The organism is Nitritalea halalkaliphila LW7, from assembly GCF_000265075.1.
Classification (GTDB): Bacteria; Bacteroidota; Bacteroidia; order Cytophagales; family Cyclobacteriaceae; genus Nitritalea; species Nitritalea halalkaliphila.
The window spans coordinates 1-21338 of record NZ_AJYA01000018.1; the positions used below are offsets into that span (position 1 = coordinate 1).

A 21338-nucleotide genomic window follows, 5' to 3' on the forward strand; every position below is an offset into this window, starting at 1 on the left:
GGTGCGTACCTGCGCCTGTAATGGGTGCGAGTGTGGACAGCTTGGCTGTAGAGGGCGAGAAAGAGAACAAGGAGCTGTTTCATCCTTTTTATAGACTAAAATTTTTAGGGATTGTTACAGGCCTGAGGCCAAAATAGAGGATTTGAAAAAAAATAGGGAAAAACCTTGGATAAATCGGCGCGATGCATGACCTTTGAAGTATCCTAACGCATTTTTTATGTGGTGGGATTTATATAGAAGAGGCGAGAGACAGGCTCTATGACCCTCTGGCAACCTGGAAAATCCAAGGTGCCAATTCCTGCCATCGGTTGATACAGCCGAGGGAACTATAAATTCTTCGACCATGAGATTTATATCTAAGCCCTTCGTTTCTTTCTCCCCTTCTCCTGATACTTTAGGAGCTCCCTTGCATTTGCAATTGCTGCATGGCTTACGCTTAGCATCTGTTTTTGCGCTTAGCGCAAAGTGCCCTTCCTTCTTGAACACATTAGGTTCTTTAGGAAAGATGGCGGCAAGTTCTCTAGGAGGTCCCTTAAGGGCGTTCCAATCACTAGTTCCTTATAGCGACAGTAAGTTCTGTTGCGGTATGCGCATGCTTTAAGCGATCCTGTCACGGGTTAGGGCTTCCTCTTGTCTTTTCCTTTTGGCAAATTCGTTTAAAGCACCTCCGAATCCTCGGTCGAGAGACCGCTTCCTTCTACATGTATTACTAATTCTATAAACCACTGATTATGTCAACGTACAGATTCGAAACACTCCAACTTCATGCTGGTCAGCAGCCAGATCCGAGCACCAATAGCCGTGCGGTTCCCTTGTATCAAACCACTTCGTACACCTTTAATTCGGCCGCGCATGGCGCGAATTTATTTGCGCTGAAGGAGTTTGGAAATATTTATACACGCATCATGAATCCCACGACAGCCGTCTTCGAAGAGCGCGTCGCGGCGCTGGAAGGAGGCGTCGCCGCCGTAGCCACGGCTTCGGGACAGGCGGCCCAGTTCCTGGCGCTGCACACGCTTCTAGAAAGTGGACAAAACTTCGTGGCTGCCCCCCACCTCTATGGCGGCACATACAATCAATTCAAAGTCTCCTTCAAGCGTCTCGGCATAGAAGCGCGCTTCGCTGCCAGCTTAGATGCTGCTGATTTCGAGGCGCTAATCGATGCGGATACCCGGGCGATTTACTTAGAAACGATCGGAAATCCTTCCTTCAGTGTGCCGGATTTCGATGCGATTCGCGCAGTGGCCGACCGTCATGGACTGCCTATCGTGGTGGATAACACCTTCGGAGCGGGGGGCTACCTCGCCCAGCCGCTGAAGCTAGGCGCACACATCGTGACCGCCTCCGCCACTAAGTGGATCGGAGGACATGGCACCTCCATCGGGGGCATCATCGTGGACGGTGGTAATTTTAATTGGGCGAACGGTAAGTTCCCTCAGTTTACGGAGCCTCAGAAGGGTATCATGGACTAAAATTCTGGGATACTTTCGGGGAGGGCAATCCGCTGGGGCTGCCGAATGTCGCCTTTTCTATCAAAACGCGGGTGGAAGGCCTGCGTGACATGGGTCCTGCCCTGAGTCCATTTAACTCCTTCCTTTTATTACAAGGGTTAGAGACCTTATCTTTGCGCGTACAGCGCACCGTAGACAATGCCCTGGAACTGGCGCAGTGGCTGGAAGCACATCCTCTCGTCCGAAAGGTGAACTACCCGGGATTAGCCAGCTCACCGTACCATGAAAATGCCAAGAAGTATTTGCGGCACGGGTTTGGCGGTGTGTTGAGCTTCGAACTGGATGCGGACGCCTCCGCTACCTCGGCATGCATCGATGCACTAACATTAGTCTCGCATGTAGCGAATGTCGGGGATGCCAAAACGCTCATCATACAGCCCGCAGCCACGACGCATCAGCAGCTCAGTGCTGAGGCCCGCGCGGCTGCCGGAGTGAGTGACAGCCTACTCCGTGTGTCGCTAGGCATCGAACATATAGAAGACATAAAAGCAGATTTCGAGCAGGCCTTTCAGGTGGTGGCACAGCGCCCGGTACCCGAGCAAGCCTAAGAGAAGACCTATGAATTTACACGCGCCTTATCTCATCGTGGATATGACTGAAGAATATTTTCACCACACAGCCCCGTTTCCACTGGATTCCGGGGAGGTGCTGGCGGGGTTTACCCTGAAATACACCTGTAGTGGTCACCTGAAGCCTGAAAAAGACAATGTCATCTGGGTGGTGCACGCACTGACGGGGGATGCACGACCGCATGAATGGTGGAACGGTCTGATCGGAGAAGATAAATTTTACGATCCAGACCGGCATTACATCGTCTGTGCGAACCTGCTGGGCTCTTGTTACGGTTCCAGCCATCCGCTCAGTGTGAATCCCGACAGCGGGGAGCCTTACTACTATGATTTTCCTCAGCTTACCACGCGGGATATGGCGCGTGCATTAGATTTACTACGCGAGCATCTGGGCATCCGGCGCATTCACACCCTTATCGGAGGCTCTCTAGGGGGGCAGGTGGGCCTGGAGTGGGCGCACAGTTTGGGGGATGCACTGGAGCATGCCATCATCTTGGCATCGAATGCGAAATCTCGCCCCTGGCTGATCGCCTTTAATGAGGCGCAGCGGATGGCCATTTCTGCTGATCAAAGCTGGGGAAGCCGTAGCCCGGAGGCGGGCAAGAAGGGCTTGGAAGCCGCCCGTGCCATGGCGATGATTTCTTACCGCCACCCGGATAATCTGGCCCTAAAACAAAACGATGCCCAAGAGAAGCTCGACCATTTCCGGGTAAGCGCTTACCTCCGCTATCAGGGACAGAAGCTCAGCGAGCGTTTTGACGCACTCAGTTACTGGACCTTAACCAAAGCCATGGACAGTCATGACCTGGGACGTGGTCGAGGCGGATTGCAGGCGGCCCTCGCCGAAATTCGCGCAAAGGTGCTGGCAGTAGGTGTGGACCGCGACCTCTTATTTAGCGCCGAAGAGTCCCGCGAAATCGCCTCAGGGGTACCCTATGGCAGCTATGGCGAGCTGCATTCACACTATGGACATGATGCTTTCTTAATTGAATATGAACAACTTAGCTATCTGCTACGCTCCTTTTATTTAAGCAGCGGAGTACCCGTTTAATCTTGGCCTTCGGCCAAAAACCATTGCCTCGAAGCGGTCCACGGACAGTTTTCGAGGCATTTCTGTTTTCAGCCTGTTTGTCAACGAAAAAATACCATCTATCTATTTAATGCCGCTGTTTAAATGATATTTTGGCTGTACATCACTTTACCCATAAAAAAAATAGGCATTTCACGTACTTTACAATATGAAATACGCACAAATAAAAGAAACCTGTCTTTATGTTTCGGATATCGAGCTCGCGGTTCAGTTTTATCATGAGATTCTGGATTTCCCGTTGATTCACGTTAGCCCGAATAGACACGCTTTCTTTCGCTGCGGAAGCTCTGTTTTATTGTGTTTTTTACCTGAAGCTACGAAAAATGAGGAAGAACTACCCCCTCACTTCGCCTTCGGCAAGCAGCATGTCGCCTTCGAGGTCCCCAAAAGAGACTATCTGAAGACGAAAATGGATTTTATGAAAAAAGGAATTCAGCTCACGCATGAGCAGCACTGGCACAGCGGACTGGAAAGTTTTTACTTTGAAGATCCCTTTGGGAATGTGTTGGAGGTAGTCCCTCCGGGTATTTGGGAATATACGCCCAAGTGATTTTTGCGCCCTGGCGCATCGCGTACCAGATTAGCGTAAAGGATTAGATTAGCGTACTGGTTTGGGCCGGGGAAGGTGGACCCCCGGCTCATTTTTTTGCTGCTTCAGCGCGGGTCCAGGTGACTGAGCGCCCCACAAAAGAGACGCCCACATATCCACGAAGCTCCAGCGTCTTGTCGTTTTTTACCGTCATGTGACTCGAATATTTTTTGCCATTCGTCGGGTCGTATATGGTGCCTCCCTCATAGCGCTCCCCATTAAATGTAAAGCCCTCCAGCAGGCGGATACCCAGCAGCGGGCGACTGCGCAGACTTCTCTCGGGGTTATTCGTGTCCAAGACAGGCTCCTTCACCTCTGGATCCGACTTGATCCAGACAAGCTTGCCGTAAAACTTCCCATTTTCTTGAAAAAGCTCCACTTTGGCATCCTTATCCTGCGTCCACCAGACCCCTAGGATATCGCTGGCACTTTGGGCTAAGGCCCCCGGTGCTAAGACGAGATGCAAGCCACAAGTCCATAGAAATAGGACGGAAATTTTTATTTGCTTCATTTTTACTGTAATCTTGTCTTTAAAACTACTACCCGATTTCAAAGGCTTTTGTTTCACGTGTCCCCATCTACCGCTACCTATACCCTGCAGCTCTTCGGAGAAACGCTCACGCTATTACCCGAAAAGGCCATCTGGTCTGCCTCCCATCGCGCGCTATTTTTAGCCGACACCCACTTCGGAAAGGCTACTCATTTTCGTAAGGCGGGCATACCAGTTCCTGAACAGGTGCATGCCGGTGACTTTCAGCGGCTGGCGGCCCTAGTGGAGGCCTATCCCGTGGAGCGCGTGTATTTTCTGGGCGACCTGTTCCATAGCGACTGGAATAGCGCTTGGGAGGATTTTTTGGACTTTATCAGCGCGTATCCATCCGTAAATTGGCATCTGATAAAAGGAAATCACGATATCCTGCGGCCCCATCAGTATGCGGGAAGCCCCTTGCAGGTGCATGCGGAAGGTTTGGCCCTGGGCCAAATGCTCCTGCGGCATACTCCTCTAGAAGAAGCACGCACTACAGCCCCTGACACCGAGCGTCTCATTCTCTGCGGCCATGTGCATCCTGGCTTTCGCGTCCAGGGTCGCGGACGGCAGCAGCTCCGGATGGCCTGCTTTTTGCGCCAAGGGAGCCAGCTGATTTTGCCCGCTTTCGGGAGCTTTACAGGTCTGCATGTGCCGGAAATCTCGCCAGCGGACAGCGTTTACCTGGTTTCTGGTGCCACTGTGCTGCACTGGCCTATGGGAAAGGCGCTCCGCTAAGGTTCTTTAACGAAAAGGAATTGGCAATATTCAGGAAAGAAACGTACTTTTGGAATTCTAATGGAATGGTAACGCATGCGCACAAAAGCCAGAAAAAAGACCCGCTTAGGGCGCTTTAAATTTTTATCCGTACTTTTCAGTACGACTTTATCCCTCTTTATCGTGGGACTTTTCGGCCTGATTATCATCCAGGCCAAGGTGCTCAGTTCCCTCATCCGTGAAAATGTAGAAGTGCAGGTTTTCCTGAAAAAAGGGCTGACCGAGCAGCAGTACGCACAGGTGCAGCAGCGCATCGCTAGTCAGCCTTATGTGCTCAAACGTGAAGGGGAAGCCCTCATAAACTTTACGACAGAAGAAGCAGCAGCCGAAAAATTTCTCGCCGACACAGGGGAAGATTTTATGCAGTTTCTCGACGACAACCCACTCCGCGCCAGCATTTCGTTTAGCGTGGCAGAAGAATTTCAGACTGCCGAGCAGTTAGCTGAAATCAGCGCCAGCCTCGAAAAAATGGAGGAAGTTTTCGAGACCAGCTACATGAATGACCTCTTGGAGGCCATCAATCAAAACATGGTAAAGGTGTCGCTCGTCATGGCGGGATTCGTCTTGATTTTAGTGCTTACCGTAATCATGCTGATCCATAACACGATTAAACTAGCGCTATTTTCTCAGCGCTTCCTGATCCGCAGCATGCAGCTGGTGGGCGCCACAAGGGGATTTATCCGGCAGCCTTTCCTAGCGCGCTCCTTCGTGTATGGTGCTGTCGCAGGAGGCATCGCCTCTCTGATTTTGTACGGCCTGATTCTCTATACGCAGCAACAAATCGATGGCTTCAGCTTGCTGAGTGAATTCAACTTACTTCTCGGCCTTTTTGGGGGCTTGGTGCTAGCGGGCGCCTTGCTGTCCTTTTTCAGCACCCTCTCTGCTGTGAATAAATATTTAAATATGTCTTTAGACGAACTGTATTAAACGATGGATAAGAAACACTTTGCGTTTACGCGTGACAACTACCGCCTGATGCTCATCGGCTTAGCGATCATCATTTTAGGCTTTACCTTAACAGCACTGGACAGCGAACCTCATGGCTTCGGCTTTTTAGGGTTGACATTAGGGCCTATCCTAACGCTGGGAGGTTTTTTATTTCAATTTTACGCTATTTTTTATACCAAGAAAACCGACGCCTAAGGCGTCTCCCTTACATTTATGGACATTCTAGATGCTGTCATCCTGGGAATCATCCAGGGGTTGACTGAGTTTTTGCCTGTTTCTTCTAGCGGGCACCTGGAAATCGCCGCCTACCTCTTAGGTGATGAGGCCGTACCCGAGGAAAGCATGCTTTTTTCGATTGTTTTACACTTCGCCACGGCATTGGCTACGCTAATCGTGTTTCGAAAAGACCTGGCGGAAGTGGCAAGGGGACTCTTTCAGTTTAAATGGAACGATGAATTTAAGTTCTCCCTGAAAATCGTGCTATCCATGATCCCTGCCGTGATCGTCGGCTTATTTTTCGATGAGCAGCTGGAGCAGTTTTTTGGAGGCAAAATCGCCTTTGTAGGCGGTATGCTTTTGGTTACTGCTACCCTACTCCTTTTAGCCGACCGGGCCAAACATACCGAAAAGGAAGTCTCCTTTGGTGCGGCAGCGATCGTGGGGCTAGCCCAAGCGGTGGCGATGCTGCCGGGGATTTCACGCTCCGGCGCGACGATTTCTACCTCCGTGCTTTTGGGTATCGATAAAAACAGAGCGGCCCGCTTCTCTTTCTTGATGGTCGTTCCCCTTATCTTCGGAAAAATCGCCAAAGATCTATTGGACGGGGCGCTCACCTACACTGCTGAGGGCTTTCCTCCTTTAGCCGTAGGCTTTCTCTTCGCCTTTATTTCCGGGTACTTTGCCTGTACATGGATGATCGCGCTGGTGCGCAAAAGTAAACTTACCTATTTTGCCATCTACTGCGCCATCGTCGGAACCATCGCCCTAGTGGTCGGGTTAAATGCCTAATTATGTCAGCTACCAATCCAACTCCCGCTCCTTACGGAGAGGTTTTTTTCGTTAATAAACCGTATACCTGGACCTCTTTTGACGTGGTCAAGAAAATTCGCCATGCCTTGCAGGTGAAAAAAGTAGGGCATGCGGGCACGCTGGACCCTTTGGCCACCGGCCTGCTGATTATCTGCGCCGGAAAAATGACCAAGCAGATCGAGTCGTACATGGCACAAGAAAAAGCGTATGAGGCGACCTTCGTGCTGGGCGCGACCACGGAAAGTTTCGACTTAGAAAAAGAGGTGATTCCTGTCGCTGACCCCAGTGGCATCGATGCCACGCAGGTGGAAGAGGTCCTCGCGCGTTTCCGCGGTGCGATCGAGCAGGTCCCCCCGCAGCATTCAGCCATAAAAGTGGATGGCAAGCGGGTATATGCTTCGGCGCGAAAAGGGGAAGAGGTGGAACTGCAGCCGCGTCCGGTACAGATCTTTGAACTCGAACTTTTAGCTTTCAGTTTACCGGAGATTAAGCTGCGCATTCGCTGCTCGAAGGGCACTTACATTCGGTCTTTGGCTCGGGACATCGGCGAAGCGCTGGGGGTGGGGGCCTATATGTCCGCCCTCGTCCGAACGGCTATCGGAGCTTACACGCTGGCAGACGCGGAAGAATTACCAGCACTTATTACGCGACTTAAAGAACGCAGAGCACATGCAGATTTATGAGGGAATAAGTAGTTTTCGTCCCTTGCGTAAGCCCATCGTCACCTCTGGGACTTTCGATGGGGTGCATAAGGGGCATCAAAAAATTTTACGTAGCATCCGTGAGCAGGCGGACGCAGTGGGCGGCGAAACGGTATTGATCACCTACTGGCCTCATCCGCGCCTGGTGCTTTATCCAGATGATCACCAGCTGCGCTTACTCAGCACCTTCGAGGAGAAGGCCGCGCTGCTGGCTAAAAATGGGATCGATCACCTGCTGACCATACCCTTTACGCGGGAATTTGCGCAGCTGAGCCCGGAGGCCTATGTGCAGCGCATTCTGATCGACACGATAGGCACGCACAAGCTTGTTATCGGCTACGACCATCGTTTCGGCAAGGATCGCGCCGGCTCTTTTGCTTATTTACGCGAAAATGAGGCGCGCTTTGGTTTTGCGCTAGAGGAAATCACGCGGGAGGACATCGAAGATATCGGTATCTCCAGCACGAAAATCCGGCAAGCACTTCTCCGTGGCGATGTGCAGACCGCGCATGATTACCTGGGCGCTCCCTACGAATTAAATGGCATTATAATAAAAGGGCAGCAAGTAGGACGCTCCATCGGATTTCCGACAGCGAATGTGCATTTGCCCCATGATTATAAATTAGTTCCTGGAGAGGGTGCTTATGCGGTACGCATCGAGGTGGAGGGTACTGAATATGACGGCATGCTGAACATCGGCCGCAGGCCCACCGTTAATGGAATTAATCGCAGTATAGAAGTAAATCTTTTTAACTTTACAGGCGACCTGTACGACCGCCGCGTACGGGTGCGCTTGCTGGCATTTTTGCGCGAGGAGCGCAAATTTGATGGCCTAGAAGCCCTAAAAGAACAGCTCGAAAAGGACAGGAAACACGCGAAACAATTACTTGAACGCAAATAACCTAATACACGCTACTATGATAACGAAAACTGTTAAAAATGCTGAGGAGGCCGTGGCTGATGTGCACAGTGGTGCCGTACTGATGCTTGGAGGCTTCGGGCTTTCGGGTATTCCGGAAAACAGCATTCAGGCGCTTTTAGCGAAAGACATTAACAACCTCACCTGCATTTCGAATAACGCGGGGGTGGATGACTTCGGCATCGGCCTGATGTTAAAAAAGCGCATGGTGCGCAAGATGATTTCCAGCTATGTGGGGGAGAACGCAGAATTTGAGCGTCAGCTCCTAAGCGGAGAACTCGAGGTGGAGTTAATTCCTCAGGGCACCCTCGCCGAGCGCGTGCGGGCAGGCGGTGCGGGCATCCCGGCCTTTTTTACTCCGGCAGGTGTAGGTACAGAGGTGGCCGAGGGCAAAGAAGTGCGTGAATTCGATGGCAAGCTCTACCTGATGGAACGCTGGTTAAAGGCAGATTTTTCCTTCGTAAAAGCGTGGGAAGGGGATACGCCGGTAATTTGATATTTAAAGGTACAGCACGAAATTTTAATCCCATGATGGCAGCGGCTGGTGCTATTACTATCGCGGAGGTAGAAGAATTAGTGCCAGCAGGTACGCTGGATCCGAACGCTATTCATACGCCGGGCATTTATGTACAGCGGATCTTCGAAGGCGTGAATTATGAGAAACGCATCGAGCAGAGAACCACGCGCAAGTAATTTCGCCACCTTAAACCGAACCAAGCATGTTAACAAAAGATCAAATCGCGCAGCGTATCGCCAGAGAGGTACAGAACGGTCAGTATATCAATCTAGGCATCGGCATCCCGACACTAGTTGCTAATTATATCCCGGACGATCTGGAGGTGGTGCTCCAGTCTGAAAATGGACTTTTGGGCATCGGCCCCTTCCCCACCGAAGAAAATGTGGATCCCGATTTAATTAATGCAGGGAAACAAACGATTACAATGACGAAGGGATCGGCCCTTTTCAGTTCTGCGGAGTCCTTCGCCATGATCCGTGGCGGCCATGTACACCTGACGATCTTAGGGGCCATGGAAGTATCCGAAAACGGGGATATCGCTAACTGGAAAATCCCCGGTAAAATGGTAAAGGGCATGGGTGGCGCTATGGATTTAGTGGCCTCAGCTGAAAATATCATCGTGGCCATGCAGCACTGCAGCCGGAGTGGCGAATCTAAGCTTCTTAAGCAGTGCTCCTTACCTATCACCGGAATTCGCTGTGTGAAAAAAATCGTAACTGACCTGGCCGTTTTAGAAGTGATGCCAGAGGGTGGCTTCCGTCTGCTGGAGCGAGCCCCAGGGGTGTCAGTAGCGGAAATCCAGTCGAAAACAGAGGGTAAACTCTTAGTGGACGGCGAGATTCCTGAAATGACATTTTAGCGCAGCGCCTGAACTTATTTTATACCCCCACCGTTTTTTCGGTTGACCAAGATTTTATTTACTACCGATGAAGAAGTCTACGATTAATTTCGAAGTTGAATTAGATGAAAAAAACATGCCCAAGCAGATCCTTTGGGATGCCTCTGATAAGGAGGGCGCCGGTATGGAAAGCACACGCAGCGTGAGCTTAAATGTATGGGACAATTTAAATCACTCGACCCTCCGTATCGACCTGTGGACAGACGATATGTCGGTAGCGGAGATGAAGCGTTTTTACATCGATGTGATCGGGGGCATGGCCCAAACGATTCTGAACAGTACGGGAGATGAGTACATGTCGGAAGAGATGAAAGACCTCTGCGATCGTTTGGTAAAACACGTAAACGAAGAAAATAAGCGTAACAGTCAGCGATAAAACCGAAGATTTCGCTTCCGAAAAGCCGAACTATATCCCTTGTAGTTCGGCTTTTTTTATGCTTTCTAAAATAGTATGCATGCATAATGTGTTGAAAAACAAGGATTTAATCTGAATAATCAGGCAGTATAAAAAAATATTACTCTTTCTACGCTGAATTTAACAAAAGACCATTGCAGATATCAGGTATTTTAACAAAATTGTAATGGGATAAGTGGGCTTTTTCCTAAGGAAATAAGGAAGAATCCGCCTCCCGACCAACTTTAAACCCAAAATACCTATGCAAACATTTACCAATTACATGGGGCGATGGGGCTTGCTGATGAGCATCCTGATGCTGATGAGTTTTCAAGTAGCCACCGCTCAAACCACCACAATTTCCGGAACGGTTCTGGAAACAGGCACGAATGAGACCTTAATAGGGGTAAACATCCTGGTGAAGGGCAAAGTAATCGGAACCGTGACCGATGCTCGAGGGAATTTCAACCTGAGGGTGAATCAGGCACCTCCTTTAACACTAGTCGTGAGTATGGTGGGCTACACCTCTAAAGAAATCGAAATTACCCAAGCAGAGGTGAGTGGTCTGAGAATCGACCTGGCGGAGCAGACCTTGCTGGGACAAGAGGTGGTCGTCTCTGCTTCCCGCGTGGAGGAGAGTATCTTACAATCGCCTGTTTCCATCGAAAAAATGGATATCCTAGCGATTCGCGATACCCCTTCTGATAACTATTATAAGGCTATCGCCAATCTTAAGGGTGTAGATGTAACTTCCTCTTCCATTAATTTTCAGATTATTAATGCGCGAGGCTTTAACTCTACCGGAAATACACGTTTCGTACAGCTGACCGATGGCATGGACACCCAGGCTCCTGCGCTTAACTTCCCAATCGGCAACTTGAACGGACCTTCTGAGCTGGATGTGGAATCTTTAGAGTTTATCCCTGGAGCAGCTTCTGCACTGTATGGACCGAACGCCTTCAACGGTATTTTACTGGTAAATTCTAAAAATCCTTTCGAATATCAGGGGTTCAGTGCTTTTTACAAGCAAGGGGTCAACCATCTCAATGGACGTCCGGGAGAGCCGACGAGTCCACAGCCGATGTTCGAGGGTTCTATTCGCTATGCGAAGGCCTTCAACAACAAATTTGCCTTTAAGGTAAACGCTTCTTTTATGCGTGCTGAAGACTGGTACGGTACTGATCAGACAGATCTAAACTTTCGCGCACAGGGCGACCTTCCGTTTAACCCAGGAGCGGATCGCGTACACGTTTTTGGCGATGAAGTAGCGAATAATATCGGTTTATTACGTAATGTGGGTGCTATTCAGCAGCAGGCCCAGCAGCTAGGCTTAGGAGGCTTTATCGGCAGTATTCCAGATCAAGTGGTCTCACGTACAGGGTACGATGAACGCTTTTTAGTGGACTATGGGGCATCTAATTATAAGGTCAACACGGCCTTACACTATCGCTTAAATGACCGTAATGAGCTCTCCTATACCTTTAATTACGGTGCAGGAACGACCGTTTATACAGGGCGCAGCGCTACTCTTTAGCGAACTTCGACATCCAGCAGCATAAATTAGAGCTCAAAGGAGCGAATTACTTCGTACGTGCCTACACGACGATCGAAAATTCGGGAGATTCCTTTATCGCCGATCTGGTAGGAGTGAATGTGAATCAGCTTTGGAAAGATAACAGTGCTTGGTTCGGTGAATACACCATCGGTTATATGGCCGCGCTCGCGCAGCAGGGAGTAGCTCCTGGTAGCTTTGGGACTCCGCAGCAGCAGGCTGCAGCCCACCAGTTTGCGCGTGGCGTAGCAGATACTGGACGTCTGCTGCCGGGCACACCAGAGTTCGATGCCGCAGTAGCCCAAGTGCGTAGCGATGTTATCCCACAGGGAGCGCTCTTTAATGATCAGTCTCGCATGAATATGCTCGAAGGAATGTATGATTTCAGTGAAGAAATCAGCTGGATTGACCTACAAGTGGGTGCACAGTACCGTGTCTTCGATCTACGTTCGAATGGAACCATCTTCGCGGATGTAGAAGGAAATGATATTACGATTTCAGAATGGGGAGGCTTTGCACAAGCGTCTAAGCGTCTCTTTGCTGACAAATTTAAAGTGACCGGTTCGATTCGGTACGATAAAAATGAAAACTTCGCTGGTCAGTTTAGCCCACGGATTTCAGGGGTGCTCACAGAAGGCAACCATAACATCCGCCTTTCCTACCAAACAGGTTTCCGTATGCCGACCACGCAGGCACAGCATATCGACCTGAACGTAGTTTCGGCCCGTCTTATCGGAGGGCTGCCTTTCTACCGTGAAAAATACGACATCTTCACCAACTCCTTTACTCAAGCTTCCGTGAACCAGTACATTGCGGCTGTTGGAGCGGGCGCAAGTCCTGTATCCCCGGCGGCCACTAGCCTTTTGGTTCCGGCTACGGAAGAGTTGATTCCTGAGCTACGTCCCGAGCAGGTGCGCTCTATCGAAGTAGGGTATAAAAGTCTTTTGGCCAACAATCGCCTGCTTATCGATGCGGCCTATTACTATAACATCTTCAATGACTTTATTACGCTTTCTTCTGTACGTCGCGCTCCGGGACCTGTGTTCCCTACCCCTGCTAACGCAGAACAGTTAGCGATTAATGCACTAAATGCGCCTACGCTACTGACACCGATTACGACTCCGGGCCAGGAAAATACCTTCCAAACGTATACGAACATTACAGGAAGAAATATTTTAGCGCATGGAGCAGCGATCGGCTTGCAGTATAACCTACCTAAAAACTATACCCTTTCCGGAAATTACAACTTTAACAGGCTGATTACCGATGTAGGGGAAGATTTCTTGGCAGAGTTTAACACGCCAGAGCACAAGTTTAACATCATTTTCGGCAATCGTAAATTGACGCGTAATTTTGGCTTTAACGTCGCCTACCGTTATCAGTCTGCATTCCGCTGGGAGTCTAGCTTTGCTATCGGAGATGTGCCTGAAGTGCATACCGTGGATGCTCAGATGAGCTATCGCTTACCGTCTATGAAGTCTATCTTAAAGCTAGGCGGCTCGAACATCTTTAATGAGCGCTACATCCTGAATTTTGGAGGGCCTACTATCGGTGCGATTTATTACGTATCCATCACTTTCGATGAGCTATTTAACTAATTCCGACTATGAAATTTAATCTAAACTATACACTCCTCGCTGCGGGTTTTTTAGCAGCCGTATCGTGTACCTACGAATTTCCTGATACCACGGTAGCCCCACCCGATTCGGGAGAGGTAGACCTTTCTCGTATCATCAATGTGGGCAATTCACTTACCGCTGGATTTATGGACGGTGCACTGTACACACGTGGCCAGCAAAATTCCTTTGCCGTTATTCTAGCAGAGCAGTCCACGGCTGTGGGAGGGCGTTCCACTCGCCTGCCGGATATCAATTCTGAAAATGGCTTCTTTGGTTTAGGGCCAGGGGGTCAGCCTTTAGGCAGACTGGTGTTACAGGTAAATCCACAAACAGGAGCAGTAGGTCCTGCTCCGATCGGACCGGGTGACGTTCCAGCACCGTTTACTGGTGATCGCGCAGATTTAGATAATTTCGGGGTTCCAGGCATTACGCTGGGAACGGCACTTACGCCACTCCTAGGTGGTCCCGCGTCCCCAGAAAATCCAGCTTTCAATCCGCTTTATGCGCGCTTTGCCAGTGCTCCTGGACAAAGTACCGTTATCGGAGATGCTGCTGCAGCGCTGGCCTCAGGAGGAACTTTCTTTACCTTTTGGTTAGGAAATAACGACGTCCTCGGTTATGCGATCGGTGGAGCGGCTAATCCGGCCATTCTAACTTCAGATGCAGATTTCCAAATGCGCCTAAATCTAGCCTTAGGAGCACTTTTACAAGCCAATCCTGCTGCCAAAGGTGCGGTGGCCAATATCCCTAACTTGGATGTGCTGCCTTTCTTCAACTTGGTGCCTTGGAATGCTTTGCCTCTTGATGGCCCACAGCCGCTTTCGTAACCAGTCAGTTTTCGGATTATAACAATGCCCTTTTGGCCTTCCAGGCCCAAGGAGTCATCACCGCTGCCGAAAGAGAGCTTCGTACCATCCGCTTCGTAGCAGGCCAAAATGGATTTCTTATGGAGGATCGCTTCTTGACCGACTTGAGTAGCTTCGGCCTCCCTTCCATCCGCCAAAGTAATGCGACTGATAAGCCTGTACTACAGCTCTCGACTGCACTGGGACAGCCTGTTAATAACAACCCGCAGCTTATCCGCGGGATTAGTTTTCCAGTGGAGGACAGCTTCGTACTGACGCGTATCGAGCAAGAAGAGGTGCAGACAAAAATCAATACCTTTAATGGCATTCTGGCAGCTGCAGTGATGGCTCAGGCAGACCGACTCGTGCTTGTGGATGTGAATAACTTACTTACACGTACCTTAAACGGTCAAGTAAGTGCCGGCAATATCCCGCTTACGGCCTCTATCACCCCTCCAAATGGTGGCTTCAGCTTAGACGGTGTGCATCCGAATGCGCGGGCACATGCTTTCGTAGCTAATGAGTTTATTCGCGCTATCAACCAAAAATGGGGAGCGACTATTCCGTTAGCGAACCCAAATGAGTTTATGGGGAATGATCTTCCTCAGTAATCCCCTTACCGCAAACTAATTGCTGGGCTGTTCCTTTTTGATTTGTTTCTTTTCCCTGCGTCTTGTACTTTCAGGAGCGAAAGAAAATCAAAACGAGAACAGCCCTTTTTATGTCCCCAAACAAACCCTCCTTCCCTTTTCATTCCCCTACTCTATTACTCGATGCCGATCGCTGCCAGCGTAACCTTCGGCGTATGCAAGAAAAAGCCCTTCATCTCGGTCTGGAACTGGTTCCCCACTTTAAAACAGCTCAGTCCCGTAGGGTGGCACAGTGGTTTAAAGCCACAGGCGGCAAAAAAATTACCGTCTCCTCTTTACACCTGGCGCGCTATCTAGCAAAGGAGAACTGGGACATGCTGCACATTGCATTTCCCCTTTCCCCTGCCTTGCTTCCAGAGATTCAGGCACTCGCTTCTGAGTGCCCGCTAAGTGTGCAAGTCGTCAATGAGGCCTTTATCCAAGCCTGTGTAGCCCAACTTCAGGTACCCTTGGCTTTTTGGATCGAAATAGATGCTGGCTACGGGCGGGCGGGTATTTTTCACGATGATATAGAACGCATCGAGCGTGTTTTGGCGCTCAGCGCCACCTGTCCATACCTGCGCTTCGAAGGATTTTATATACATCCTGGCCATACGTATAAAGGAGACGTGGATGTCATTTACGAGGAAACACTTTCCGCGCTGGCTGAGCTAAAAAACCATTTTAAAGGTAGCCATCCACAACTAAAAACCCGTGTGGCGGATACCCCCGGGGCTTCCATGCGGAGCGATTTCGGGACAGTGGATAGTATCGGCCCGGGCAACTATCAATTTTATGATTTGACACAGGTAGCCATCGGTAGCTGTCAGCGAGAGGACATTGCCATTGCTTTGGTATGCCCCATCGTAGATATCCGCACAGAACGGGGAGAGGTTCTGGTGCATGGTGGAGGAGTGCATCTCTCTAAAGATGTTTTAAACACGCCCACTGGGAGCTCGTATGGAGAAGTGGTCCAACTGAGTGCAGATGGTCACTGGACACTCTTTGCCGAAGGCCAGGCCCCCTATGTAAAGTCCATCAGCCAGGAGCATGGACTGATCCAAGGCAGTCCGGAATGGTGCCGCAGCTTACAGGTCGGGCAGCCCATAGGCATTCTTCCTGTACATTCCTGCATGACCGCCGACTGCATGCGGGGCTACCGACTGGTGGGTTCGTTAGCCCCGATCGATCATGCAGAAGGATATGCTATTAGTTAAATGGCCAGCTATGGGATAGGATAAAGCTGGCCTTACGCAGCTACAGACTCCTCTGGAAGGCGGGCCTTATGTGCAGATGCAGGCACCACTGACTGACGGGTGAGCCAGCCCCCATTACGCACCGTTACGAGTGCATAGGGACTGATCCAGGCTAATGTAAACGCATAAAGGAGGCTGTACGGGAGTAACCAGAGCCCATTCCAGTTTCTTTCAGACCAGACACAGAAAGCCACGGGAACAAGTGTGAGCAGAGTGGCACTCAACAAGATCAGCGCAAACATATACACAGGCGCCAGCATGAAGAAAGCGATAAAAAGCAGAAACATGGGCAGTGCCAAAAGCATTTTCATCCACTGGTTCAGGCAGAGAACACGAGCCCCAGTCGTTTGGGCGCGGAAAGGGCCGAAAACAAAGCCCGCCAAATGGATGTTTTCGCGTACGTTACTCCGCTCCCAGCGTGTGTACATACGAGAAAGGCCCTTCAGGTCCGTTGGCACCATGGTTTCTACCACGGCATTGGCTTGGAATTTTACCGAATAGCCCTGCTTGAGGATCAGGTTAGTCATGGCCCGATCTTCCCCTATGGTAGTGACACGGCCTAAAAATGTTTGGTGAAACCAAGCCTCCAGACAGGCATCCACAGCTTTTTTCCGGTAAGCCGAAAGGGCACCCGGGGTGCAAAGGACCGTATCCACCTCGCTTTGGGCAGCACGAATAAAGCCAAAACTAAAGCTGAAACTGGCGGCAAGCATCTTGGGTAGTATCCCTGCGGCACGGTTTAGCACCTCCACCTTTCCTGCCACAGCACCGCAGTTGGGATCCAGCACGAGCGGGGCGACCAAGTTGCGGAGGGTATCAGGACGTACCAGCGAATCACTGTCGATGGTTACGATGATGCTTCCTTTGGCTTGACGTATCGCCCGGTAAAGGGCGGCTCGCTTGCCTTTGTTTTTTGGCTGCGCCAAAACAGAAAGTTGGGGATATTTTTTCGCTGCCTGGCGAATCCACTGTAGCGTATCGTCCACACTGCCATCATCTACAGCCACCACGTCCAGCCGGCTATGTGGGTAGTCGCTTGCAAAGATGCTTTCCAGTGTGCCGAATACTTGAGCGCCTTCATTATAGGCAGGCACGATCACGGTAAGCATGGGAAGATCCTCCCGAATCGCTACCTCTTGTGGTCGATAGCGACGGAAAAGCGATAGGAAAAAGAGGAAAAGACCTACCTTCACCGTCAGTAAGGTGCTGAACCAGAGCGCTTTGCCCCTTTCCTGCTGAAAACTTAACCAAGGGCTTTCGGCAAGCTGATCAGGAGCGATCCAAAAGAGGTAATAGATAGACCACGTTATAGCGAGTAAGAAAAAAGCTGTGATAACACGTCCGCCTGTAAACTGACTAAGCGCAAGCGCCTGCGGCTTTTGAAACGTAATAGTAAAAGGGTGTTTCGGCATGGGGAATAGAACTTGAGTACCCTGGCTGCACGACAAAAGAAGCGCCAAATACAAAAAAGTGTCATACAAGCGCTTATTGCACTGTTTTCGTCGCAGTGTGCAAGTAAAATCATCCCAAAAGGCCACAGTATGAGGAGTAATTTCCTCACATATTCCAAAATGGGACTAAAGGAAAAGCCCTTTTCCTTGCTTTAATTAATGAAGTAAACGACTCCTAAGCGGAATATTGAGGTGTTTATCTGGCCTGCTTGGAATTTATATTCTGCCTCGAGGCCTATTTCATCTATAAATTTATATAAAAATCCAGCGCCTACGTTGATCGCGTGTTTATGTAGATGTCCGATTTCATTAAATTCGAAATTACGGTAATAATAGCCCCAGCCGAGAAGGCCATACAGCTGAAATTTATCTTGCGTAAAATAATACCGTCCATCTATATCAAGACTGTTCGCGATACCTGTGGCGGGCAATAAAAAGGTAGTCTGCGCATTAATTGAGACATCGTCTATAGGGAAATATTCTCCAGCGAAACCAAAGCCGAAAAACCAGGTATCTGCACGCCATTCATGCATATACTTAAGCCGCACTTGCCCTCGTTTTGTGCCTGAGTTTCCTGTTGGAAAAACGCCACACCCACTAAAACAAGCATTACAAGAATAAATTTAGAGGTACGCATATTAAAATTTAAGGTCTTGGTCACGGATAATAGGTCTCCTAGAGTTTCGGAAATCTAGGTTGAACATCACATTCAAGCGGATGATATGCCGATTTCGGTAGATACCAGGCACGGCTGTTGGGCCATAGGTCCACATATGCCCCCCGAAGAACATCACGGAGTTGTAGGTGTAGCCAATCGCTGTATACACACGGTTCTCTTCATGAATATTCATGATATTTTTACCTGTTTGGAAGAAGACTTCATTGGAAGGAGCTAAGAAAAGCGTCTTATTTTCCATTTTAGGCTTATTTAGAGGAATATATCCCGTGATTTTATATCTGTACCTGTCCGTGTACTCAAACTCCGAACCGATCGCGGGATCTCTTCTGAAGCGATGTTCGAATCGAAACTGGTGTAACACTTTTACTGGACCCACAGACTGCGTGAATAGCCACTGATGCCAAAAGCGAGGTTCCAGAACGGTGTTGTTGAACTCAGGATTCCCTCTTTCGGGTGTGTAATTCCAAACCAAAGTGGGGCCGAAGGTCACCTCAAAATAATCGTTGAAGAGATAGGTCATCCCAAAGCGATTATAAATCTGGCTCATGCGTCCTACGAAATCCGTTCTGTTATCTGCTGAGCTTCGTCTTCGATAATGGTTTTCCTGATACCAGAACCATCTATCGGATAGACGCAGCTTAAGATACAAGCCATTCCAGTTTTCAGTGGTAGGCGCCAAGCCCCTTCTTTCCGTGGGAATCGTTACTTCTCCTTGTGCCCGCACTTCCGATCCAAACAAGAGGAGTCCCACAAAAAAGAGGCAGCCTAAAAGGGCGCGCTGTAATGAAAGCATAGTTTACGTTTACTTTAATTCTAATATTTCTTCGATCTCTTTTGGATCTTTGGTGCGTCCAATTCTACGCTCTAACCTCCTGGTGTCTTCTTCACGAAGCTCATTTAGGCGCTGCGCAAGGTTCTCCATTTTCTGGATCCAAACCCTTAACTCTACATACACTTCTTCGGAACGTAATTGATCGATATAATGCATATAGAGCAGTTCTCCAGCATCCCATAGTCTTTCTTTTTCACGCTGCATGTATCGCGAGAAAGTGAAGGCATTCCAAACCTCTACCATATATCCCTCGTCCACCGTTTCTAAGATTTCATATACCCGTAGTAACTTTGGATGAATCGTTTCAAGTTCATTTAGTAGGTCTAGCTTAATATTGGCGAGTTCTACCTTTCGTTCTTGATTGTCCGAACGTGCATAATCATCGTTATAGGCGGCATAACTTCCTTCGATAACGGTCTCGTAGACATCCTGAACCAGTCTGCGGACTTTAGGCTCCTGCTGGTCCCGCTCCTCCACATACAAGCGATCGATAACACGCTGCTGGCTTTCTATCTCTGCCTCCAGCTGACGTAGAGACTGATTTTGTTCAATGAAGAAAAGTACGCGATCCACCAGTGCAGCTTGGCGCTGCACTTCTTCTTCCACAGCTGCGATGTACCGCAGTAAACTAAGGTAGAGACCCTCTTCTAATGGGCTCACTGTATAAGATAGTTGGAAGTTTTTTTCCTCCTCATCATATACGTAGGGAATCGTAACTTCTTCGCGGAGAAAAGGAATCCCGTTTTCTTTCATGTAGCGAAGATCAAAGTATTGGATACTTTTATCACGAATAACGTTTATCAAGGGGTCAAAACGCGCCAACTCTCGATTGTAAAACTGAAAAAATTCATAGGCACGAGCTACGGAGTCCGACCTGTTTTTATTTAAGTTAAGTGAATTTTTTCCTGCATACTCGCGAATAACGCTTTTTAATCGATCGTAATTCTCAGGAATTTCATTCAAGCGCGGTACATCATCTCGCGCGATTTGGTACACAAATTTTCGGGTAGCTAATGGATACTTTTTAATTTGTTCACTGGCGCTAATGTATTGATCATCATAGCGTAGCGTATTAAGTAAAAAAGCTTCAATTAAACTGTTTGCATCCTGCTGCTCTCTGTACTCCTCGTACTCCTCTAAAAAACCATCGTTAAATGTTAAACCAAACAAATCATCTGCAATACGGAATCCCTCGTTCCTTCCTTCCTCTATTTCCCTTAACTTTTCGATCGTCTTAAAAAAATACTTGCTCATAAACGACCTCGTCAGTTTCTAAATTTCGCTTCACCAAGCCGAGGAGAAACCCCTTATCATAATTTCGTACCTCGCTAATTAAAACATCATCCACCGCATATACGAAGGTCCACTCACCGTTCATTATACCTCCTGGAAGAAGGCCCCCGCGCACAAAATAGGTGCGCCTTCCGGCAAACTCCTTATACTGAAAGCTTCCCTCGATCATCCCTTTGGTGAAATTGAGCTCCTCTACTGAGGCTTTCGGGCTTAGCTTTCCATCCTTATACGTATTTCGGACGAAATTCCATTTGCCGCTAGGCAAACCCTTCTCATAGGCTGCACGCAAGCGAATTTCTTCACTAGATAACTCTGTATCCACCGTAAACTCCTCTATGTCCTTTATCGTCACCTGATGGCGAAGATCGCGATAGAACCAATCCCCTGCCTTTAAATTTTCACGGTAGGCACCCGTGATCGTGGTTTTATAAAAGCGGGTCTTATCTAGGGAGTCAGCTACATTCCGACGAAACCGAAAAGGGCCATCTTTAATGATTTCACCCTCTTTTCCCTCTAAAAAATTAAACTTGGCAGTTCCCTTCACGCCATTAAACACATAATCCCCTTCGAATTCCTGCTGCTGTGCCCAGCTAGACCAAGAAATAAGACATCCAAAGAGGAGTGCTGCTATAGACTTAAACTTCATGTTTACTTGTTAGGATTTAAGCATATTTCACAAAAACGATGCTGTAAATCATGTTCAGAAGCCCAAAG

21 protein-coding genes, 2 pseudogenes and 1 riboswitch are annotated in these 21338 nt (G+C 49.1%); of the genes and pseudogenes, 17 read left to right on the plus strand and 6 right to left on the minus strand.

Annotated features, from left to right (window positions below; all coding sequences use genetic code 11):
* Positions 1 to 226 precede the first annotated feature (226 nt).
* A riboswitch (SAM riboswitch) is annotated at positions 227 to 335 on the plus strand.
* A 396-nt stretch (positions 336 to 731) separates the two neighbouring features.
* The 3 genes and pseudogenes from A3SI_RS06870 (at position 732) to A3SI_RS06880 (ending at position 3720) form a co-directional block, all read left to right on the plus strand.
* Positions 732 to 2059 (plus strand): annotated as a pseudogene (locus A3SI_RS06870) (O-acetylhomoserine aminocarboxypropyltransferase/cysteine synthase family protein).
* A 10-nt stretch (positions 2060 to 2069) separates the two neighbouring features.
* Positions 2070 to 3131: a homoserine O-acetyltransferase family protein gene (locus tag A3SI_RS06875; RefSeq protein ID WP_009054638.1), complete on the plus strand. Its 1062-nt coding sequence runs from the start codon at positions 2070 to 2072 to the stop codon at positions 3129 to 3131.
* A gap of 187 nt (positions 3132 to 3318) precedes the next feature.
* Positions 3319 to 3720: a VOC family protein gene (locus tag A3SI_RS06880; protein WP_009054639.1), complete on the plus strand. Its 402-nt coding sequence runs from the start codon at positions 3319 to 3321 to the stop codon at positions 3718 to 3720.
* A gap of 88 nt (positions 3721 to 3808) precedes the next feature.
* Here the strand turns inward: A3SI_RS06880 and A3SI_RS06885 are convergent, their stop codons facing one another.
* Positions 3809 to 4270, minus strand: coding sequence for a DUF2147 domain-containing protein (locus A3SI_RS06885; protein ID WP_040670358.1), 462 nt, complete (start codon positions 4268 to 4270; stop codon positions 3809 to 3811).
* A gap of 57 nt (positions 4271 to 4327) precedes the next feature.
* Here A3SI_RS06885 and pdeM point away from each other — a divergent pair, with 57 nt between their 5' ends.
* The 14 genes and pseudogenes from pdeM (at position 4328) to A3SI_RS06945 (ending at position 16330) form a co-directional block, all read left to right on the plus strand.
* Complete coding sequence (pdeM, locus tag A3SI_RS06890; protein ID WP_009054641.1) at positions 4328 to 5023, plus strand: ligase-associated DNA damage response endonuclease PdeM; 696 nt, start codon at positions 4328 to 4330, stop codon at positions 5021 to 5023.
* 75 nt (positions 5024 to 5098) lie between these two features.
* Positions 5099 to 5989: a cell division protein FtsX gene (locus A3SI_RS06895; RefSeq protein WP_009054642.1), complete on the plus strand. Its 891-nt coding sequence runs from the start codon at positions 5099 to 5101 to the stop codon at positions 5987 to 5989.
* 3 nt (positions 5990 to 5992) lie between these two features.
* Positions 5993 to 6205: a DUF3098 domain-containing protein gene (locus tag A3SI_RS06900; RefSeq protein ID WP_009054643.1), complete on the plus strand. Its 213-nt coding sequence runs from the start codon at positions 5993 to 5995 to the stop codon at positions 6203 to 6205.
* A gap of 18 nt (positions 6206 to 6223) precedes the next feature.
* Positions 6224 to 7018 (plus strand): undecaprenyl-diphosphate phosphatase, encoded by a 795-nt coding sequence (locus tag A3SI_RS06905; protein ID WP_009054644.1) that lies wholly within the window; start codon positions 6224 to 6226, stop codon positions 7016 to 7018.
* Between the two features lie 2 nt (positions 7019 to 7020).
* Positions 7021 to 7722 carry a tRNA pseudouridine(55) synthase TruB gene (gene truB, locus A3SI_RS06910; RefSeq protein WP_009054645.1) on the plus strand — a complete coding sequence of 234 codons (702 nt, stop codon included), beginning with the start codon at positions 7021 to 7023 and terminating at the stop codon, positions 7720 to 7722.
* Positions 7709 to 8641: a bifunctional riboflavin kinase/FAD synthetase gene (locus A3SI_RS06915; RefSeq protein ID WP_009054646.1), complete on the plus strand. Its 933-nt coding sequence runs from the start codon at positions 7709 to 7711 to the stop codon at positions 8639 to 8641. Before truB ends, A3SI_RS06915 begins: the two co-directional genes overlap by 14 nt.
* A 16-nt stretch (positions 8642 to 8657) precedes the next feature.
* Positions 8658 to 9352: pseudogene (locus tag A3SI_RS06920) on the plus strand (CoA transferase subunit A).
* Positions 9353 to 9378: 26 nt separating this feature from the next.
* Positions 9379 to 10035: a 3-oxoacid CoA-transferase subunit B gene (locus A3SI_RS06925; protein ID WP_009054651.1), complete on the plus strand. Its 657-nt coding sequence runs from the start codon at positions 9379 to 9381 to the stop codon at positions 10033 to 10035.
* A 67-nt stretch (positions 10036 to 10102) separates the two neighbouring features.
* Positions 10103 to 10450 (plus strand): gliding motility protein GldC, encoded by a 348-nt coding sequence (gene gldC / locus A3SI_RS06930; RefSeq protein ID WP_009054653.1) that lies wholly within the window; start codon positions 10103 to 10105, stop codon positions 10448 to 10450.
* Between the two features lie 280 nt (positions 10451 to 10730).
* Positions 10731 to 12002 carry a TonB-dependent receptor gene (locus tag A3SI_RS22370; protein WP_316929112.1) on the plus strand — a complete coding sequence of 424 codons (1272 nt, stop codon included), beginning with the start codon at positions 10731 to 10733 and terminating at the stop codon, positions 12000 to 12002.
* Between the two features lie 119 nt (positions 12003 to 12121).
* On the plus strand, positions 12122 to 13618 hold the full coding sequence (locus A3SI_RS22375) for a TonB-dependent receptor plug domain-containing protein (RefSeq protein ID WP_316929113.1): 1497 nt from the start codon (positions 12122 to 12124) through the stop codon (positions 13616 to 13618).
* A gap of 8 nt (positions 13619 to 13626) precedes the next feature.
* Positions 13627 to 14466 (plus strand): hypothetical protein, encoded by an 840-nt coding sequence (locus A3SI_RS20400; RefSeq protein ID WP_009054656.1) that lies wholly within the window; start codon positions 13627 to 13629, stop codon positions 14464 to 14466.
* A 32-nt stretch (positions 14467 to 14498) separates the two neighbouring features.
* Positions 14499 to 15095, plus strand: coding sequence for an SGNH/GDSL hydrolase family protein (locus A3SI_RS20405; RefSeq protein WP_009054658.1), 597 nt, complete (start codon positions 14499 to 14501; stop codon positions 15093 to 15095).
* Between the two features lie 110 nt (positions 15096 to 15205).
* Positions 15206 to 16330 (plus strand): alanine racemase, encoded by a 1125-nt coding sequence (locus A3SI_RS06945; protein ID WP_009054659.1) that lies wholly within the window; start codon positions 15206 to 15208, stop codon positions 16328 to 16330.
* Between the two features lie 32 nt (positions 16331 to 16362).
* On the opposite strand, the gene A3SI_RS06950 is transcribed toward A3SI_RS06945, so the two are convergent.
* The 5 genes from A3SI_RS06950 to A3SI_RS17270 all read right to left on the minus strand — a co-directional run bounded on the left by A3SI_RS06950 (position 16363) and on the right by A3SI_RS17270 (position 21270).
* Entirely contained in the window at positions 16363 to 17781 is a 1419-nt protein-coding gene (locus A3SI_RS06950) for a glycosyltransferase (protein WP_009054661.1), read from the minus strand.
* A gap of 191 nt (positions 17782 to 17972) precedes the next feature.
* Positions 17973 to 18353 (minus strand): porin family protein, encoded by a 381-nt coding sequence (locus A3SI_RS06955; RefSeq protein ID WP_162098427.1) that lies wholly within the window; start codon positions 18351 to 18353, stop codon positions 17973 to 17975.
* Positions 18354 to 18458: 105 nt separating this feature from the next.
* Positions 18459 to 19292: a DUF2490 domain-containing protein gene (locus A3SI_RS06960; protein ID WP_009054663.1), complete on the minus strand. Its 834-nt coding sequence runs from the start codon at positions 19290 to 19292 to the stop codon at positions 18459 to 18461.
* 9 nt (positions 19293 to 19301) lie between these two features.
* Complete coding sequence (locus A3SI_RS06965; RefSeq protein WP_009054664.1) at positions 19302 to 20585, minus strand: hypothetical protein; 1284 nt, start codon at positions 20583 to 20585, stop codon at positions 19302 to 19304.
* Complete coding sequence (locus A3SI_RS17270; RefSeq protein ID WP_009054665.1) at positions 20566 to 21270, minus strand: hypothetical protein; 705 nt, start codon at positions 21268 to 21270, stop codon at positions 20566 to 20568. Before A3SI_RS17270 ends, A3SI_RS06965 begins: the two co-directional genes overlap by 20 nt.
* Positions 21271 to 21338 lie beyond the last annotated feature (68 nt).

Excerpts from the sequence above, each read along its gene's own strand:
- A3SI_RS17270 (WP_009054665.1), bottom strand. The coding sequence starts at position 21,270 with ATGAAGTTTAAGTCTATAGCAGCACTCCTCTTTGGATGTCTTATTTCT.
- gldC (WP_009054653.1), top strand. The coding sequence starts at position 10,103 with ATGAAGAAGTCTACGATTAATTTCGAAGTTGAATTAGATGAAAAAAAC.
- A3SI_RS06960 (WP_009054663.1), bottom strand. The coding sequence starts at position 19,292 with ATGCTTTCATTACAGCGCGCCCTTTTAGGCTGCCTCTTTTTTGTGGGA.
- A3SI_RS06950 (WP_009054661.1), bottom strand. The coding sequence starts at position 17,781 with ATGCCGAAACACCCTTTTACTATTACGTTTCAAAAGCCGCAGGCGCTT.
- A3SI_RS06875 (WP_009054638.1), top strand. The coding sequence starts at position 2,070 with ATGAATTTACACGCGCCTTATCTCATCGTGGATATGACTGAAGAATAT.
- A3SI_RS06925 (WP_009054651.1), top strand. The coding sequence starts at position 9,379 with ATGTTAACAAAAGATCAAATCGCGCAGCGTATCGCCAGAGAGGTACAG.
- A3SI_RS06895 (WP_009054642.1), top strand. The coding sequence starts at position 5,099 with ATGCGCACAAAAGCCAGAAAAAAGACCCGCTTAGGGCGCTTTAAATTT.
- A3SI_RS20400 (WP_009054656.1), top strand. The coding sequence starts at position 13,627 with ATGAAATTTAATCTAAACTATACACTCCTCGCTGCGGGTTTTTTAGCA.
- A3SI_RS06885 (WP_040670358.1), bottom strand. The coding sequence starts at position 4,270 with ATGAAGCAAATAAAAATTTCCGTCCTATTTCTATGGACTTGTGGCTTG.
- A3SI_RS06905 (WP_009054644.1), top strand. The coding sequence starts at position 6,224 with ATGGACATTCTAGATGCTGTCATCCTGGGAATCATCCAGGGGTTGACT.
- A3SI_RS06880 (WP_009054639.1), top strand. The coding sequence starts at position 3,319 with ATGAAATACGCACAAATAAAAGAAACCTGTCTTTATGTTTCGGATATC.
- A3SI_RS06965 (WP_009054664.1), bottom strand. The coding sequence starts at position 20,585 with ATGAGCAAGTATTTTTTTAAGACGATCGAAAAGTTAAGGGAAATAGAG.
- truB (WP_009054645.1), top strand. The coding sequence starts at position 7,021 with ATGTCAGCTACCAATCCAACTCCCGCTCCTTACGGAGAGGTTTTTTTC.
- A3SI_RS06900 (WP_009054643.1), top strand. The coding sequence starts at position 5,993 with ATGGATAAGAAACACTTTGCGTTTACGCGTGACAACTACCGCCTGATG.
- A3SI_RS06945 (WP_009054659.1), top strand. The coding sequence starts at position 15,206 with ATGTCCCCAAACAAACCCTCCTTCCCTTTTCATTCCCCTACTCTATTA.
- A3SI_RS22370 (WP_316929112.1), top strand. The coding sequence starts at position 10,731 with ATGCAAACATTTACCAATTACATGGGGCGATGGGGCTTGCTGATGAGC.
- A3SI_RS06955 (WP_162098427.1), bottom strand. The coding sequence starts at position 18,353 with ATGCATGAATGGCGTGCAGATACCTGGTTTTTCGGCTTTGGTTTCGCT.
- A3SI_RS06915 (WP_009054646.1), top strand. The coding sequence starts at position 7,709 with ATGCAGATTTATGAGGGAATAAGTAGTTTTCGTCCCTTGCGTAAGCCC.